The sequence below is a fragment of the Qipengyuania soli genome (assembly GCF_015529805.1).
GTDB lineage: Bacteria > Pseudomonadota > Alphaproteobacteria > Sphingomonadales > Sphingomonadaceae > Qipengyuania > Qipengyuania soli.
On record NZ_CP064654.1, the window covers coordinates 2,664,377 to 2,680,170 of the forward strand.

The 15,794-nt window shown below is 65.1% G+C and carries 13 protein-coding genes; 3 read left to right on the forward strand and 10 right to left on the reverse strand.

Going from position 1 to position 15,794, the window contains the following annotated elements; translation table 11 throughout:
• Positions 1 to 14 precede the first annotated feature (14 nt).
• The 9 genes from IRL76_RS13375 to IRL76_RS13415 all read right to left on the reverse strand — a co-directional run bounded on the left by IRL76_RS13375 (position 15) and on the right by IRL76_RS13415 (position 10,711).
• Complete coding sequence (locus IRL76_RS13375; RefSeq protein WP_425504497.1) at positions 15 to 4,721, reverse strand: NAD-glutamate dehydrogenase domain-containing protein; 4,707 nt, start codon at positions 4,719 to 4,721, stop codon at positions 15 to 17.
• Positions 4,722 to 4,899: 178 nt separating this feature from the next.
• A complete protein-coding gene (locus tag IRL76_RS13380) occupies positions 4,900 to 5,877 on the reverse strand; it encodes an LLM class flavin-dependent oxidoreductase (protein WP_200981811.1) in 978 nt (325 codons plus the stop codon).
• On the reverse strand, positions 5,874 to 6,713 hold the full coding sequence (locus tag IRL76_RS13385; RefSeq protein ID WP_200981812.1) for a tetratricopeptide repeat protein: 840 nt from the start codon (positions 6,711 to 6,713) through the stop codon (positions 5,874 to 5,876). Before IRL76_RS13385 ends, IRL76_RS13380 begins: the two co-directional genes overlap by 4 nt.
• Positions 6,710 to 7,453 carry an alpha/beta hydrolase gene (locus IRL76_RS13390; RefSeq protein WP_200981813.1) on the reverse strand — a complete coding sequence of 248 codons (744 nt, stop codon included), beginning with the start codon at positions 7,451 to 7,453 and terminating at the stop codon, positions 6,710 to 6,712. Before IRL76_RS13390 ends, IRL76_RS13385 begins: the two co-directional genes overlap by 4 nt.
• 45 nt (positions 7,454 to 7,498) lie before the next feature.
• Positions 7,499 to 8,575 carry a M48 family metallopeptidase gene (locus IRL76_RS13395; RefSeq protein ID WP_200981814.1) on the reverse strand — a complete coding sequence of 359 codons (1,077 nt, stop codon included), beginning with the start codon at positions 8,573 to 8,575 and terminating at the stop codon, positions 7,499 to 7,501.
• A 4-nt stretch (positions 8,576 to 8,579) separates the two neighbouring features.
• The gene (locus IRL76_RS13400) at positions 8,580 to 9,671 is read right to left on the reverse strand and encodes a YjgN family protein (RefSeq protein ID WP_200981815.1); all 1,092 of its coding nucleotides are present in this window, start codon (positions 9,669 to 9,671) and stop codon (positions 8,580 to 8,582) included.
• A gap of 67 nt (positions 9,672 to 9,738) precedes the next feature.
• Positions 9,739 to 9,933 (reverse strand): helix-turn-helix transcriptional regulator, encoded by a 195-nt coding sequence (locus IRL76_RS13405; protein ID WP_200981816.1) that lies wholly within the window; start codon positions 9,931 to 9,933, stop codon positions 9,739 to 9,741.
• A complete protein-coding gene (locus IRL76_RS13410; protein ID WP_246449814.1) occupies positions 9,930 to 10,511 on the reverse strand; it encodes a hypothetical protein in 582 nt (193 codons plus the stop codon). The genes IRL76_RS13405 and IRL76_RS13410 overlap by 4 nt, the downstream gene beginning before the upstream one ends.
• 20 nt (positions 10,512 to 10,531) lie before the next feature.
• On the reverse strand, positions 10,532 to 10,711 hold the full coding sequence (locus IRL76_RS13415) for a hypothetical protein (protein ID WP_200981817.1): 180 nt from the start codon (positions 10,709 to 10,711) through the stop codon (positions 10,532 to 10,534).
• A 160-nt stretch (positions 10,712 to 10,871) separates the two neighbouring features.
• On the opposite strand from IRL76_RS13415, the gene IRL76_RS13420 reads away from it, so the two are divergent.
• The 3 genes from IRL76_RS13420 (at position 10,872) to IRL76_RS13430 (ending at position 15,550) form a co-directional block, all read left to right on the forward strand.
• Positions 10,872 to 12,533 (forward strand): alkaline phosphatase D family protein, encoded by a 1,662-nt coding sequence (locus tag IRL76_RS13420; protein ID WP_200981818.1) that lies wholly within the window; start codon positions 10,872 to 10,874, stop codon positions 12,531 to 12,533.
• A gap of 260 nt (positions 12,534 to 12,793) precedes the next feature.
• The gene (thrS, locus tag IRL76_RS13425; RefSeq protein ID WP_200981819.1) at positions 12,794 to 14,791 is read left to right on the forward strand and encodes a threonine--tRNA ligase; all 1,998 of its coding nucleotides are present in this window, start codon (positions 12,794 to 12,796) and stop codon (positions 14,789 to 14,791) included.
• Positions 14,792 to 14,809: 18 nt separating this feature from the next.
• A complete protein-coding gene (locus IRL76_RS13430; protein WP_200981820.1) occupies positions 14,810 to 15,550 on the forward strand; it encodes a TSUP family transporter in 741 nt (246 codons plus the stop codon).
• A gap of 71 nt (positions 15,551 to 15,621) precedes the next feature.
• Here the strand turns inward: IRL76_RS13430 and IRL76_RS14670 are convergent, their stop codons facing one another.
• Positions 15,622 to 15,753, reverse strand: a complete 132-nt coding sequence (locus tag IRL76_RS14670) for a hypothetical protein (protein WP_281388118.1) — start codon at positions 15,751 to 15,753, stop codon at positions 15,622 to 15,624.
• Between the last annotated feature and the right edge of the window lie 41 nt (positions 15,754 to 15,794).

Genomic DNA, 15,794 nt, shown 5'->3' on the forward strand with positions numbered 1-15,794 from the left:
CGCGCGCCTGTGGATCACCGCGCCAGGAGGTTGCGTGCCATACTTGCGACCTGCGCCAGCATGGCCGGAGCGACCGGGGTCTGCGCCTGAGCCCGAGCGATCATGCTGCGGAAGTTGCGCACTGTCGCGTCCTGCTCGTCGGCCCACTTGCCGGCCATGGCGAGCATATCCTTCTTGGCGTCCTTGCGCCGTGCGAGGCGCCGCAGGAGCTCTAGCCGCATCTGCTGGAAATCGCGCGCCAGTCCCGAAACCAGCAGGCGTTCCCAAACGTCCGAGGGGCTCATCAGAGCTGCGGTCGACTGGGCCCAGTCAAGGCCAAGGCGATGACCGATATCGGTGAAGGCACGGGTGAGGTTGCCTGGCTCGATGCCCGTCTCGCTCGAAAGGCGCGCGAGGCCAACCGAACCGTCGAGATCGTAAAGGTGCGTCACACGCGCGGCCAGTTTCTCCGGCGCTCCGGCCTCGACCAACTGGGCAAGCAGGCGCGACGATTGGGTGCGCGATTCGCTCGAGAGCAGGTCCTCGGTCGCCTGCGAAAGGAAACGGACACCCTTGCCGAGATCATGAACCAGCGCGCTGGGGACGACCTTGCCGGCCGCGCTGCGCAGCACGTCGGACATGAGGTTTCCGACGGCCGCCGCCAAGCGGTCGAACAGCATCAGGCGTGCCTTCTCGGGCATGGCGGCGCTGTCGATTGCTGCCCACAGGTCCTGGAGATCGAACAGGCTCTCGGTCGCGACGAATGCCGCAGCGACTTCGGCAAGTTCGACGCCTTCTTCTTCCGCTAGCTCGAACGGGTGGATCACGCCGAGGCGGTTGACCATGCGGTTGGCGAGCTTGGTGGCAATGATTTCGCGACGCAGGCGGTGACCCGCGATTTGCGCCTTGTACTTGCCGCGCATGGGTTCGGGGAAAGCCGCGAACAATGTGGCGGAGAGCAGGGCATCGTCGGCCAGTGCGCTCGTCTCGATCGCGGCCTGAAGCACCAGCTTGGTGGAGGACAGCAGGACCGCGAGTTCAGGGCGGGTCAGACCCTGACCGTCCGCAGCGCGGCGATGCAGTACCTGATCGTCGGCAAGACCTTCGGTCCGGCGATCCAGGTTGCCGCCGGCTTCCAGCGTCTCGATGATGTGGCGCTGCGAATTCATCGCCCGTGCACCGCCGAAGCTGGCGATGGACAGGGCCAGCGCCTGCAGGCGGTTGTCTTCGAGCACGATGGCGGCAACTTCGTCGGTCATCGCTTCGAGCAGCTCGACGCGCTTGGGTTCGGAAAGCTTGCCCGAGCGTTTGGCCGCGGCGAGCGCGATCTTGATGTTGACCTCGTTGTCCGAGCAGTCGACGCCGGCCGAATTGTCGATGAAGTCGGTGTTGATCCGGCCGCCGCTCTGCGCGAATTCGATGCGCCCGGCCTGGGTGATGCCGAGGTTGGCGCCTTCGCCGATGACCTTGGCGCGCAATTCCGCCGCATCGACGCGCAGCACGTCGTTCGCAGGGTCGCCCACGGCCACGTTGTTCTCGTGGCTGGCTTTCACATAGGTGCCGATCCCGCCGAACCAGATCAAGTCGACCGGTGCCTTGAGGATGGCCGAGATGAGCGCTTCCGGCTCCATCTCGTCCTGCGCGATACCGAGCTTGGCTTGCATCGCCTTCGAAAGCTTGATCGACTTCGCATCGCGCGGGAACACGCCGCCGCCGCGAGAGATCAGCTCGGCATTGTAGTCCTCCCAGCTCGAGCGCGTCAGGGCGAACATGCGCTTCCGCTCCTTCCAGCTGACGGCCGGATCGGGATCGGGGTCGAGGAAGATGTGGCGGTGGTCGTAGGCGGCGACCAGCTTGATCGCCTTCGACAGCAGCATGCCGTTGCCGAACACGTCGCCCGACATGTCGCCGCAGCCGACGACCTCGACGCTCTCGGTCTGCACGTCGACGCCCATTTCCAGGAAGTGGCGCTGGACGCTGACCCAGGCACCCTTGGCGGTGATGCCCATCGCCTTGTGGTCGTAACCCTTTGAGCCGCCGCTGGCGAAGGCATCGTCGAGCCAGAAATCACGGGCTTCAGCAATGCCGTTGGCGATGTCGGAGAAGGTCGCGGTGCCCTTGTCGGCGGCGACCACGAAATAGGGGTCATCACCGTCCGTGATCACGACGTCCTGCGGGTGGACGACCTTGTCGTTGACGATGTTGTCGGTGACCGAGAGCAGCGTGCGAATGAAGATCTCGTAGCTGGCCCGGCCTTCGGCGGCCCAACCCTCGCGGTCGGTGACCGGGCTCGGCAGCTGCTTGGGATAGAAGCCGCCCTTGGCCCCTGTGGGCACGATAACCGCGTTCTTGACCCGCTGGGCTTTCATCAGGCCGAGGATCTCTGTGCGGAAGTCGTCGCGCCGGTCGGACCAGCGCAGGCCGCCGCGGGCGACCGGGCCGGAGCGCAGGTGGATGCCCTCGACGCGGCGCGAATAGACCCAGATCTCGCGCCAGGGAACGGGCTTGGGCAGGCCGGGAACGAGTGCGGAATCGATCTTGAAGGCCAGCGCTTCGTGCGACGCCGGGGCAAACGCGTTGGTGCGCAGGATCGCGTCGATAAGCGCATTGTAGAGGCGCAGCAGTCGATCGTCGTTGATCGCCTTGACCTTGCCCAGCCCGCGCTTGATCGCGGCGCGCGCTTCCTCGATCGCGGCCTCGCGTCCCTTGCCGAATGCGGGATCGTGGCGCGCGGTGAAGAGCGCGACGAGTGCGCGCGTCACATCTGGCGCGGCAGCCAGGGCATCGACGACGGTATAGATCGTGAAGCTGGTCCCGGCCTGGCGCAGGTAGCGGTAGAAGGCGCGCAGCCAGTTGGCCTCCCGCGCAGACAGTCCGGCTTCAGGCACGAGGCGGTTGAACGGGTCGTTCTCGGCCTCGCCATTGAGCACCGCAGAGATGGCTTCCTCGATCGCTGCATCGCGTTCGATGAGGTCCCTGGGATCGCTGCTGTCCTTCGACTGCAGCTTGAAATCGTGGATCGTGCCGAGGCGCCCGTCGTCGAGCACGGTCGGCATTTCCGATTGCACGTGAAAACCGAAGTTCTCGAGCGCAGGGACGCCCTCGGACAGCGGCAGGCTGCCTTCGGACTGATAGAGCTTGAGGCGCAAGCAGCCCACGGTCTCGCGGTCACAGAAATACATGCGTGCGCCGCGCACGACTTCCTCGCTCTCGAGGCTGGCGCCGAGATGGTGGAGGCGGGAAATGTCGAGTGCTGCCTCGCGCACGCCGAAACGGCCGCGAAACGCAGTCGGGAAACTGTCGGCAAAGCGCAGGGCGAGGGCAGCCGCACGCGAGGGCTCCTCGAACTGGGCGAGTTCGGCTTCGACCGCTTCGCTCCAACCGCGCAGCAGGGTCTGGAGCTTTTCCTCGAGCACATGCTCGTCGGGGACGCCCGCGCCATCGCGGATGTCGAGCACGAAACGCAGCATGGCAAGGTTGCCGCCCTCGACCTCGAGACTCCAATCGAGCAGGCGTGCCGAGGCACCGTCCTCGAGCAGGGCCTGGATTTCGAGGCGAACCTGCGTTGCGAGCATGTCGCGCGGCAGCCAGACGAAGGCGAAGAGGTGGCGGGCGAGCGGCGCTTCGACCAACGCAAGGCGCGGGCGCGGCCGGTCGACCAGGCTCATCATGGTGGTCGCGACACGCTCGACGTCTTCTTCCTGGAAACCGATGAGCAGGTCGTGCGGAAGTGCGGTCAGCGCGTGCACCAGCGCCTTGCCGGCATGGCCGGTGTCATCGAAGCCATAGCGGTCGTGCAGCTGTTCAAGCTGCTGGCGCAGGCGCGGAACGCTGCGCGGCGAGGTCGCCAGCGCCGCACTGGTCCACACGCCGGCATGGATCGACAGCGCAGTGAGCTTGCCGCCCTCGCGGATCGGCACGAGGAAGAGGTCGAGCGGTACGCGGCGGTGCACGTGGCTGAGGCGGTTGGCCTTGATGACCAGCGGCACGCGCGTGTTCGCCTTGTTCTCGAACCAGGCGAAAGCGCGATCGTAGGAGGCGTCGGCAAGCAGGTCCGCCGCGCTCTTGCGGCAAATGCCCAGAGCATGATCCTGCTCGCCCGTGCGATGGCGGACGAGGTGGCCAAGCTGGGTCAGCATGCCCGAATTCAGCCATTCGAGAAGGGCTGCTCCCTCGCTGTCGAGGTCGGCGATGCGCTTGGCATCGGTTGCCATGGCCTTCTGCAGCTTGGGCCAGTCGTTCACTGCAGCGCGTACGTCGGCCAGCGTTTCGCGCAGGGTCTGTTCGAGCAGGCGGCGGGTCTTCGCATCGACGCGGGCGGTCTCGATGTAGATCATCGATTCCCAGTCGGCATCCTCGGGATCTCCCTCGGGAATCCTGGCGAGCGTGAAGTCCTTCTTGCGCTCGACCGGGACGACCGGGTGGACCAGCCGGTCGATCGACAGCCCCATGGCGGCAATCGCCGCTGCGACCGAGTCGACGAGGAAGGGCATGTCATCGTTGACGATGGCGATGCGGGTAAAGCGGCGGTCCTCGGTCGCGCTTTCGACCGTCATTGCTGACTTGCCGAACTCACGCTGCCAGGCGGTTGCCGAAAGGAAGCCGGCGGCATCGCCCAGCTTGGCCTTCTCGAAAGGCGTGTCGCCGCGTAGCAGCGATTGCCGCATCCGCTCGGTAATATCCGCCAGCAATTTCCTGGAAATCTTGCCCGTCTTGGCCTTTTCGGCACTCATCGAACCCATCGGGGGCCTCTCGTCTCTCGGCGTACGATCATTTCGCAACCGCGTAACTTCCGAGTCGTGCGGCAGCGAGGTCTGATGGCGCGCCTAGGCCTCTTGCCTCAGGTCCGCAAGGTGACGTGCACGGCAAGGCGCAATCGTATGCACGTTCTGCGAGCACGGAACGCGACGCTACGGCTTCTCAGCTTTGTAGAGCGCCCATCGCCAGTTCGAGCGAGCGGATGCGTGCGGCAGGATCGAAGGTGCTGCCCCCGAAAATGATCTCGTCAGCCTGGGTTCGCGTGATGAAGGCAGCAACCAACTCGCGCGCCGTCTCCGCAGTGCCGATGACGCTCGCCTGGCCGATATGGGCGAGCATGGCCTGCGCGTTTGCGGGGAGGCTCTCGCGATATCCGGCGACTGGCGGCGGCAGCTTGCCCGGGCGACCGGTGCGCAGGGCGACGAAGCTCTGCAATTGCGAGCTGGCGAGAAGCTCGGCCTCTTCCGCAGTGTCAGCAACGAAAAGGTTCATGGCGGCCATGACGTGCGGTTCGGGACAGGCATCCGACGGCCGGAACTGTCGCCGGTACAATTCGAGCGCGGCATCGAGATGGTCCGGTGCGAAATGGCTGGCGAAGGCATAGGGCAGGCCCAGTTGCGCTGCCAGCTGCGCGCCGAAAAGGCTCGACCCGAGCATCCAGAATTCCGGATTCGCGCCGAGGCCGGGAGTGGGATGGATGGTGGTTTCGCCACGCATCAGCGCCATAAGTTCGACGACGTCCTGCGGGAACATCTCCGCCGCGCGATGGAGGTCTTTCCGCAGCGCGCGCTGGAGTTCGGGTCCGGCACCGGGTGCCCGCCCAAGGCCGAGGTCCACGCGACCCGGAAACAGCGCATCGAGCGTTCCGAACTGCTCGGCAATCTGGAACGGCGTGTGGTTGGGCAGCATGATGCCGCCGGACCCGATGCGGATGGAGCTGGTGGCATTGCCGATATGCGCCAGCACGACCGATGTCGCGCCGCCGGCGATACCTTCCATCGCATGGTGTTCGGCCACCCAGAAGCGCTTGCAGCCCGCGTTCTCGGCTGCCCTTGCCAACGATACCGCCGCGTCCAGCGCCTCGCCCACCGTGCCGCCTTCGCGGACCGGGACGAGGTCGAGGACGGAAAATTCGGTCACTGTTTCAGCTGCTCCAGATAGGCCGTAGCACGATTGGCCAATTCGCTGTCGGGTGCAACGATCAATACCGATTCGAAACTGCGGCGCGCATCCTCACGCCGCCCGGCGAGGGCGGCGATGATCCCCGCCTCAAGACCGATGGCGGGATTTCGCGGGTCGAGCTTGGCGGCCTCCTCGATCATTTTTTGCGCATCATCAAGGCGTTCAAGACGCCGATCCAGCAGCGCCGACACCAGCCACGCGCGAGTATTTGCGGGATTGCTTTCCCGCGCCAGCCTCAAGGCTTCGACCGCTTCATCCATCCGCTCGCTCGCACCAAGCGAAGTGGCGCGATCGACGTACAGGTCCGAAGCCAGTTCAGCGTTCTTGATGGCAAGCGCCGCCTCGATCGCGCTGGCGAAAAGGGGCTCGGCAACCGCAGGCTTGCCTTCGGAAAGGGCGGCATTGCCTGCCATCGCCTTGAGGCGCGCACTATAGGCAGCAAACCTGTCGGCAGCCTCGGCGCTGGCGACCTCGAAGATCTGGCGGGCCTCGTCGAACCGCTCGAGGCGCACGAGCGCGATCCCGAGGCAATGTGCCGAGCGGACGAGGTCGAGGTCGTTCTTGGCGGACATGCGCCAGGCATTGGCGATGTCGAGCGCGGCCTCGGGATCGCTTTGCGCGCTCGCGAGGCAGTCGGCGAACTGCTTCTGGCTCTCTTCAGGCAGGCTGACAGTCACTGCGGGCGCGGGTACGGTCTTGCGATCGCGCAGTTCTGGCGGAGTGCCCGGAAACGCATCGAGGGTGGGATTGGGGCCGACCTGCAGCAGGACGAGCGAAAGGATGCCGGCGATCAAGAAACTGTCTCCAAAAGGGCCGCGACCGTGCGCAAGAGCAGGGTGATGTCCTGTTCCCGCGAAAGCCGGTGGTCGCCATCCTTTACCAACGTCACCTGTACGGCTTCCGAACGCAGGGCGCGCGCCAGTTGCATGGAAATGTCCCACGGCACGTCCGCATCGCGTTGGCCGTGGATCAGGTGGCAGGGCGCGTCGATGGGGATAATGCTGCCCAGTTGCAGCTGCGCCTGCCCGTCGGCGAAGAAACCGGGATGCATGGGCGTGGGCTCGGGTCCGTAGGGGTTATCGTCGTAGACCGGCTCACCCGCCGCGAGCCTGGCCTTGTCGCTCGCGCTGCGGCCCCATTCGGTGAAATCTGGCGCCGAGGCAATGCCGACGAGGCCGGCGAGGCGATCGCCCAGCGCCTGCCCGACGAGCAGCATCAGCCATCCGCCCATGGACGAGCCGATAACGATGATCGGGCCAGTCGTGCTCGCCTCGACCAGCGCGAGCACCTCGTCGCGCCAGCGCGACAGCGTGCCGTCGGCGAAATCGCCGTCGCTGACCCCGCAGCCCGAGTAGTCGAGGAGCAGGCATGCATTCCCGTTCGCCTGTGCCCAGTCGAACAGCGCGGTCGCCTTCCCCCCGGCCATGTCGGACATGTAGCCGGGCAGGAAGACCAGCGTGGGGCCCGAACCCGGCGTGTGACGGAAAGCGATCCGGCGCCCTTCGGGAAGCTCGTGGAATTGCACTTCGCTCATGACGGTGTCCTGTCGAGCCTGACGCCTGCCTTTGCAAGGCCGGTGTCAGAAGAGCTCGAATTCCTCCACCTCGGGATCGTCCTTGCACATCGACTTGAGTGCTTCGAACTCGGCCCCGGTCAGGACAGGGTGATAGGTCTTGCCCTTCTTTGCTGCGGCCTTGAACTCGCGGGCCCGTTCGCCTGCTGCAGGGTGGCTCGCCAGCCAGCCGACCACGGCGTTCTGGTCCTTGCCCTCGCCGCTTTCCTCGGCGACACGTTCGAAGAAGTCTGCGGCTCCGAGAGGCGAGATGTCGCTTTCCGCCAGACGTGCGCGGGCATACTGGTCGGCCTCGCGCTCGGCCTCGCGGCTGTATCCCATCGAAGCGACCCCTGCCATGGTGTCACCCACGCCTGTATTGGCTCCGGCGAGGAGGACCGATAAGCCGAACTGGCGCATCAGCGCGGTCATGACGTGGCGCTCGCGCACGTGGCCGACCTCGTGCCCGAGTACGCCGGCGAGCTCTTCAGGGCTTTCGGCCTGCTGGACGATGCCGTCGAACAGCAGCACCTGTCCGCCCGGCAGGGCGACGGCGTTGACCATGCCGATGTTCGCCACTCCGGCGTTGACCTGCGTCGCTGCCGGATCGACTGCGTCGAGGAGTTTCTTCAATGCGGCGTCACCCTGCGGCGTGTGGCAGATGCGACCACCGAAATCGCCGATCATGGCCTGTCCCAGATTGCGCTCCCAGCTGTCAGGGATACGCGGGCCGAGCCAGTCGGGCGCGGTCATGAACAGGGCCACCGCGGCGGCGCTCGCTACGGCGAAGATGGCGACTGCGCGGCCGATGCCGAGCCGGTCGACCCAGGCCCCGTATTCGCTTTTCGCGGGCAGGTGCGCGGCAAGTCCGGGTGGGAGGTCTGCAGGCAGGATCAGGCGGAAATCGGGCGCACTCTCGCGGCGGTAGAGAATGCGGCCGGGTCGGGCTTCGAGGAAGTGCAGGTCGGCCGCCGCGAACTCCATGCGCGACGTCGATCCATCGACCACGAAGCCCCCGCGCCCGTCCCATTCGAGATGACCTTCGTGGCGCAGCGCGTTGGTGCCGTCATACCATTCTGCTGCGCTGCGAAAGCTGTCTTCCATGGGATCAGATGGCCCCCATGTCGAAGGCGTCGAGCAGACCCTCGCCATGCCTTGACGTCGCGGTCGTCGACTGGGTCAGTTCGTCGAGCAGAATCTCGCCGCCCGCCTCCATGTGGGTCATGAAGAACTTCCAGTGGCGATAGGTGAGGAAGACGAATCCCAGGCCGAAGGTGAATACAACCAGCAACGCATCGCCGACGAGCAATTTGACCCAGTCCATGGTCGAAGCCTCGAAGCTGAATTGCAGATTCCGCCAGCGCGTCGATCCCACAACCTCACGGTAGTATTTCGCATAGAAGGCGACGGCGATCAGGCCGAGGCCGAGGTAGAAGAACAGGGCAAGGCCAATGATGCCCAGCACTCCGCCGACGGCCATTCCGTCCTCGCCCCCCACGCCATAGCCCGCGAGCATGCCCATGCCTGCCATGGCGACGCCGCCGACGAACAGCACGAAGGGCGCAAGGTAGAACAGCAGGAAGCGGCCGAAGACATTGCCGGCTTCCGAATCCGCTTCGAATTCGTAGGGGCCGAAGCTCATCCTGTTCCAGCGCTCGTTCCACAGGCTGGTCATCGACCATGGGATGAGGAGTCCTGCCGGGATCCAGCCCGCCATGGTCTTCCACATGTAAGAGAGGCCGTAGAACATGCCGTTGTCGTCGCTGCCGCCACGGATGCCGCGCCAGCGCGTGCGCGAAAGGCGGTAACGCAGGCCGCGGAATCGGGCGACGCCGATGAGGTAGAAGATCGCGATCATCGACCCGAACAGGAGCAGGAGGCCTGCGATCTCGTATCCGCGCGCGATCAGCGCCTGCGCGCCGAAGCTGACGATGAAATAAGGGACGCCGAACAGCGCGAGCACAATGAGGAAGCCGAGGAACAGCTCCATTCCCGTGCCCGCCCATTCAAGGTTCTCATCGACGAAGCGGCTGCGCGACCACAGGTAGCGACGCTCCCGCGCGGTCGCCCAGAAACGATAGATCCCCAGCGTGACAATGGTCAGGAGCAGGTTGGTCAATGCAATGGGCGCAAACTCGCGCCAGTTGCCCTCGAAGACGAAGGCGCTCTGCGCCTCCTCGTAATCGCCAGATTCCTGCATGTAAAAACCCCCTCGAACCCTGCAATACAGCTTCGGGAACTCGGGGGTTTTGTCAATCGTGCCGCGATTATTGTTCGCGAATGAAAATTTCTTCGATGGCGAGGCCGAATACATCGGCGATGCGGAAGGCGAGCGGTAGCGAGGGGTCGTAGCGACCGGTCTCGATGGCATTGACGCTCTGGCGGCTGACCTCGAGCCGGTCGGCAAGATCCTGCTGGCTCCAGTTGCGTTCGGCCCGGAGCACCTTGAGGCGGTTCTTCATGCGCAGCCCCCGTCGCCGTCCATCGTGAAGCGGTTGTAGATCGTCCCCGCCACCAGGCCGAGGCACCAGATCGGGAAAACGTAGAAGATCGGCAAGCGCGGGACTTGCGTGAGCAGTTCGAGCATGCCCCACACACTCGCCACGGCAAGCAGGAAGCCCGTGGCGACGATGAACTTGCGGACTTCGAGGAGGCGCAAATACTCGTCGTCGAGTTCGACCAGCAGCCTGCCCAATGCCCAGATCATCGCCAGCACCGCCGCGCCGGGAACGAGCGCAACCGTGATCGGGGCGAGCGTCGGCGGAGCATCGTCGGGGAGCAGTCCCACGGCCAGCAGGATTGCCGAAATATAGGCTGCGGCCGCCACTCCCATGCGCCGCATATAGGCATTGTAGGCCGGGTGACGCTTGGAGGACTTCGCGCTGCGGAGTTTCATCACGAGGCCGATGACTAGCAGGCCAAGCGGAACGATGCCGAGCACCCGGGCGGTCGCGGGGTCGATGGCCCCACTGGCCCGCAGCGCCAGTATCGCGAGACCTGTCGCGACTGCGGAGATCCCGAGCTTCTGGAAGCGAGGCAAGCCTGTCTCCTCTTCCCCGGTCATCCCTTGCAACCCCGCAAGGCGCAGCCCTTTCCGGGCTTGAGGATTGCCAGCGCGATGCCGGGGAGGAGGACGAGCATCGCATCGCCCGAGTCGCCGCTGACGGTGCCCTGTGAGACTCCGAAGGCGACGAAGATCATGCTGACTGCGATGGCGCAGACGAGGATCAACCGGTTCATTGGTCAAGTTCCCTTTCTATGGTGTAAAGGTTGTTTTACATAGATTCGTGATGATGTCAATGTTCCTTGTCATTATGACCATGAACCTTTCCAACCAATGGATTGTTCTTGTCATCGGGCGGTCATCGCGAGAAGGCAGTGGACGGAGAGAGGAGACCCCATGATCGCCACCGAACCGCCGCAGTCTGCACCCCTGGCCGCACTCGATCGCCGTACCCTGTTCAAGGCGGGCGCCTTCGGCATCGGCCTGGTAGGTCTCCAAGGCACCCTCCACGCGGCAAGCCGGGGCTTCAGCCACGGTGTCGCCAGTGGCGAACCCGGGGTCGACAAGGTGCTGCTGTGGACGCGCTTCGTCGGCGACCAGTCGACTGCGCTGGAGTTCCAGCTCTCCGAAACGCTCGATTTCGCCACTCCCGTTTCCGGCGGCAGCGCGATCGCCCAGCCGGAAAACGACTGGTGTGCCAAGGCCTGGGCCGACGGCTTGCGCGCAGGAACATGGTACTATTACCGCTTCGTCGCGCCCGATGGCTCGATGTCCGATATCGGCCGCACCAAGACGCTGCCCGAGGGCCCGACCGAGAAATTCAGGATGGCGGTGTTCTCCTGCTCGAACATCGGCTTCGGCTGGTTCAACGCTTATGCCCATGCGGCAGCTGCCAACGAGTTCGACTGCGCTTTCCACCTCGGCGACTATTTCTACGAATACGCCCCCGGCACCTATCCCTCGGCGAACGAGGTCGCGCCGGGTCGCACGGTGTGGCCGCCGCAGGAGCTCGTCCACCTTGCCGATTACCGCGCGCGCTTTGCCGCCTATCGCAGCGATCCGGACCTGCGCCGCCTGCATCAGGTCTATCCGCTGATCAGCGTTTGGGACGATCACGAGACTGCCAACGATTCATGGGAAGGCGGCGCGGAAAACCACCAGCCCGCCAGCGAAGGCGAATGGAGCGTGCGCAAGGCCGCCGCCATCAAGGCCTATCGCGAATGGATGCCGGTGTCGGACGAATCCTGGGCGAGCTACGAGATCGGCGACCTGGCGACGCTGTTCCGCCTCGAAACGCGCCTGACCGCACGGGCCGAACAATTCTCCTATGGCAAAATCCTGGCCGGAACGACCAAGCCCGAGGAAGCGATGGCCGCGCTGTCGGCGTTCAAGGACGGTGCCTGGCGCGATCCCTCGCGCGAACTGCTCGGAATGGCTCAGCAGGGCTGGCTCGCCGACGGAATGCGACAGTCGGCAGGGGCGGGCAAGCGCTGGCAGGTGCTGGTGCAGCAGGTGCTGATGGGCAGCGTGGCGACTGCGACCAGCCTCATCGATGCCCTGCCCGACGACCTGCCCGGCTATATCCGCCAGCGCATCCTTTCGGGCGCGCTCGCTTCCGAGGCGGGCCTCCCGCTCAACATGGACGCATGGGACGGTTATCCGATGGCGCGGGAGAAGGTGTTGGCAGCGGCGCTCAACGCCAATGCCAATCTCGTCAGTCTCGCCGGCGACACGCACAATGCCTGGGCCTTCGACCTCGACCTCGACGGGGAACCGGTGGGCGTCGAATTCGGCGGCCATTCGGTGACCTCTCCGGGTTTCGAGAGCTACCTGCCGTTCCTCAAGGCGGACACGGTCGAGAGTGCGACGGTGGAACGCAACAAGCAGCTGCGCTGGATGGATTCCTCGCGCCGCGGCTACATGGCGGTCGAACTCACGCCCGATTCCGCGACGAGCGAATACCGCTTCGTCTCGAGCGTCAAGGAACGGGGCGCAGGGGTCAACGCGACAAAGCGGATATCGAGCCCGCACGGCACCCGCGTGCTCGACGTGGGTTGAGAAATTAACCCGCGCGCGCTATCTCGCCCCGCATGACGCAAGAGCGCATCACTACCACTACCACCACTACCCCGGTCACCCGGGGGCGGTCGGTCGCGCGCTAAGCGAACCGCCGCCGCCCGGTTTCGGGCGGTGGGCGTTTCCTCCCGAAACCTGATTTTCTCGCAAACGCCGCTTCAAGCGCGCGCTCCCTTGTGCCATGGCGCGCGGCAACGGGCGAGGGTCTAGGCTTCGCGCCAAGCAAACGGACGACGAGTAACATGACGGAACTACTCAAGATCAGCCTGCCCGACGGTTCGGTGCGCGAAATGGAACGCGGCAGCACGCCCGCGGACGTCGCCGCGGCCATCGGGCCGGGCCTCGCCAAGGCGGCCATCGCGGCGCGCGTGGACGGCGAACTGCGCGACATCAACCGCCCCTTTGAAGGCGATGCCGAACTCGCGCTCGTCACCAGCCGTGACGAGGAAGACGCGCTTGAACTGGCGCGTCACGACTTCGCCCATGTCCTCGCCGAAGCAGTGCAGGCGCTGTGGCCCGGAACGCAGATCACCTTCGGTCCGGCGACCGACGACGGCTTCTATTACGACGTGAAGGCGCCCGAGGGCCGCGAGCCGTTCGGCATGGATGATTTGCCCGCGATCGAGGAAAAGATGCGCGAGATCATCCGCGCCGACAAGCCGCTGACGCGCGAGGTCTGGAGCCGCCAGCAGCTCATCGACAAGTGGGAAGCCGACGGCGAGGTCTTCAAGGCCGAGTGGGCGCGCGAACTGCCCGAGGGCGAGGAACTGACGGTCTACCGCTCGGGCGACGACTGGCTCGACATGTGCCGCGGGCCGCACCTCGCGAGCACGGGCAAGCTCGACCCGCAGGCCTTCAAGCTGATGCGCGTCGCCGGTGCCTATTGGCGCGGCGACCAGCGCAACCCGCAGCTGACGCGCATCTACGGTACGGGCTGGCTCAACAAGAAGCAGCTCGACGCCCACCTCCACCGACTGGAAGAGGCCGCCAAGCGCGACCACCGCAAGCTGGGCCGCGAGATGAACCTGTTCCATTTGCAGGAAGAGGCGCACGGCTCGGTCTTCTGGCACCCGCAAGGCTACGTCATCTACCGCATGCTGGAGGACTATATCCGCCGTGCGGTGCAGGGCGCCGATTGTCGCGAGGTCAAGACGCCGCAGGTGATGGACGCGCGCCAGTGGGAGAAGTCCGGCCACTGGGGCAAGTATCGCGAGAACATGTTCGTCATCCCCGACGAGGTGCCCAACACCGAGGACGAAGGTCCGATCGTCTCCGACGCCGCCGAATGGATGGCGCTGAAGCCAATGAACTGCCCCGCGCACGTCCTCATCTTCAAGCAGGGCATCAAGTCCTACCGCGACCTGCCGCTGCGCCTTGTCGAGAATGGCTGCTGCCACCGCAACGAACCACATGGAGCGCTTCACGGCCTCATGCGCGTGCGCCAGTTCACGCAGGACGACGGCCACATATTCTGCCGCGAGGACCAGATCGTCGAAGAGGTACGCAACTTCTGTGAACTGGCCGACAAGGTCTACAAGGACTTCGGTTTCACCTACGCGGTGAAGCTTGCCCTGCGCCCCGAACAGCGTTTCGGTTCGGACGAGGACTGGGACAAGGCCGAGAACGAACTGCGGCAAGCAGTGATCGACGCCGGCCTCGCGACCGAGGAATACGGCTGGGAGGAACTGCCGGGCGAAGGCGCTTTCTATGCGCCGAAGCTCGAATGGCACCTGACCGATGCCATCGGCCGTACCTGGCAGGTCGGCACGATCCAGTCGGACCGCGTCCTGCCCGAGCGTCTCGATGCGAGTTACATCGGCGAGGACGGTGAACGCCACCGTCCGGTGATGCTGCACAGGGCGATTTTCGGCTCTTATGAGCGCTTCATAGGCATCCTGATCGAGCATTTCGCCGGTCGCCTGCCGACCTGGCTCGCTCCGACGCAGGCTGTGGTGGCGACGATCGTCTCGGACGCGGACGGCTACGCGAAGGAGGTCGAGGCCAAGCTCGAAGCGGCGGGTATCCGCGTCGCCGCCGACCTGCGCAACGAGAAGATCAACTACAAGGTTCGCGAACATTCGCTCGCCAAGGTCCCGCACATGCTGGTCGTCGGCATGCGCGAGGCAGAGGAGGGCACGGTCGCGGTCCGCACGCTCGGCGAACAGCACCAGAAGGTGATGAGCCTCGACGAGGCGATCGCCATGCTCAAGGCCGAGGCGACCCCGCCCGACCTGCGCTGACACGCGGCGTAGCGGCAGGTGGAAATCGCGGGCTTCGCATTGTGGCAGGTGGGGATTGCACTCGTCGCAACCTTCGCCTCCGCCTATGTGCGCGGCCTCGCGGGCTTCGGGCTGGCCATCCTGCTGGTACCGGTCCTCGCGCTGGCGCTGAAGCCGGTCGAGGCGGTTCTGATCGCCAATGTGCTTGGCCTGACCATCGGTCTCACCGAAATCCGCCACCTCATCAGGACGGCAGAGAAGTCGGCGTTCCACATTGCGGGTATCGTGATCCTGACCACGGCTCCGGGCATGGCAGTGCTCGCGATCACGCCTGCGCCTGTTGCACGTTTCCTCATCGCGCTGGTCGCGCTTTCCGCATTCATCGCGGTTCTTCTACCTCCGCGGGCACCGGAGATGCCGGGCAGGATAAACACGCTGCTGACCGGCGTCGCGAGCGGATTGCTGACCGGCTTTGCAGGAATGCCCGGCCCGCCGGTGGTGCCCTATTACGTCGGCCGAGCCATCCCGCGCGAAGTCGCCAAGGCGTCGATGGTGCTGGTTTTCACTGCCGCATCGAGCGCAGGCATCGCTTCCGGCGTAGCCTTGGGCACGATGCACTGGCGCCTGCTGCTGCTCGCTCTGGCGCTGTTTCCGGTTGTTCTGGTCGGCAATGCACTGGGACGTCGCGCACTCGGCAAGATCAGCGACCGGGCCTGGCGCATTTTCGCGGCCGTTGTACTGGGTGCCGCGTCGTTCGCGGCGCTTCTCAAGCTTATCTGACGTGCCCAAGAAAAAAGCCGTCCCCTCATGACAGGGAACGGCTTGAACTAGGGTATTTGTATTCCAGCGGGCTAGAGCGGCAGGAAAGGTCCTGCAGCCACCAGCGCGAGGGCCGAACCGCACACGATCGCAACACGTGCCATTTCTTCCGCCAGGCGAGCGGGAGCGAAATGGGTGCGAGCGAGGGCGATTGCCTGGGCCATGGACCCATTCTCGACCGATTATGCTAACGAAAAGTTAACGC

Bases quoted from the DNA above. Each gene is read 5' to 3' on its own strand.
- IRL76_RS14670 (WP_281388118.1), bottom strand. From the start codon at position 15,753: ATGGCCCAGGCAATCGCCCTCGCTCGCACCCATTTCGCTCCCGCTCGC.
- thrS (WP_200981819.1), top strand. From the start codon at position 12,794: ATGACGGAACTACTCAAGATCAGCCTGCCCGACGGTTCGGTGCGCGAA.
- IRL76_RS13405 (WP_200981816.1), bottom strand. From the start codon at position 9,933: ATGAAGAACCGCCTCAAGGTGCTCCGGGCCGAACGCAACTGGAGCCAG.
- IRL76_RS13395 (WP_200981814.1), bottom strand. From the start codon at position 8,575: ATGGAAGACAGCTTTCGCAGCGCAGCAGAATGGTATGACGGCACCAAC.
- IRL76_RS13390 (WP_200981813.1), bottom strand. From the start codon at position 7,453: ATGAGCGAAGTGCAATTCCACGAGCTTCCCGAAGGGCGCCGGATCGCT.
- IRL76_RS13375 (WP_425504497.1), bottom strand. From the start codon at position 4,721: ATGGGTTCGATGAGTGCCGAAAAGGCCAAGACGGGCAAGATTTCCAGG.
- IRL76_RS13400 (WP_200981815.1), bottom strand. From the start codon at position 9,671: ATGCAGGAATCTGGCGATTACGAGGAGGCGCAGAGCGCCTTCGTCTTC.
- IRL76_RS13420 (WP_200981818.1), top strand. From the start codon at position 10,872: ATGATCGCCACCGAACCGCCGCAGTCTGCACCCCTGGCCGCACTCGAT.
- IRL76_RS13415 (WP_200981817.1), bottom strand. From the start codon at position 10,711: ATGAACCGGTTGATCCTCGTCTGCGCCATCGCAGTCAGCATGATCTTC.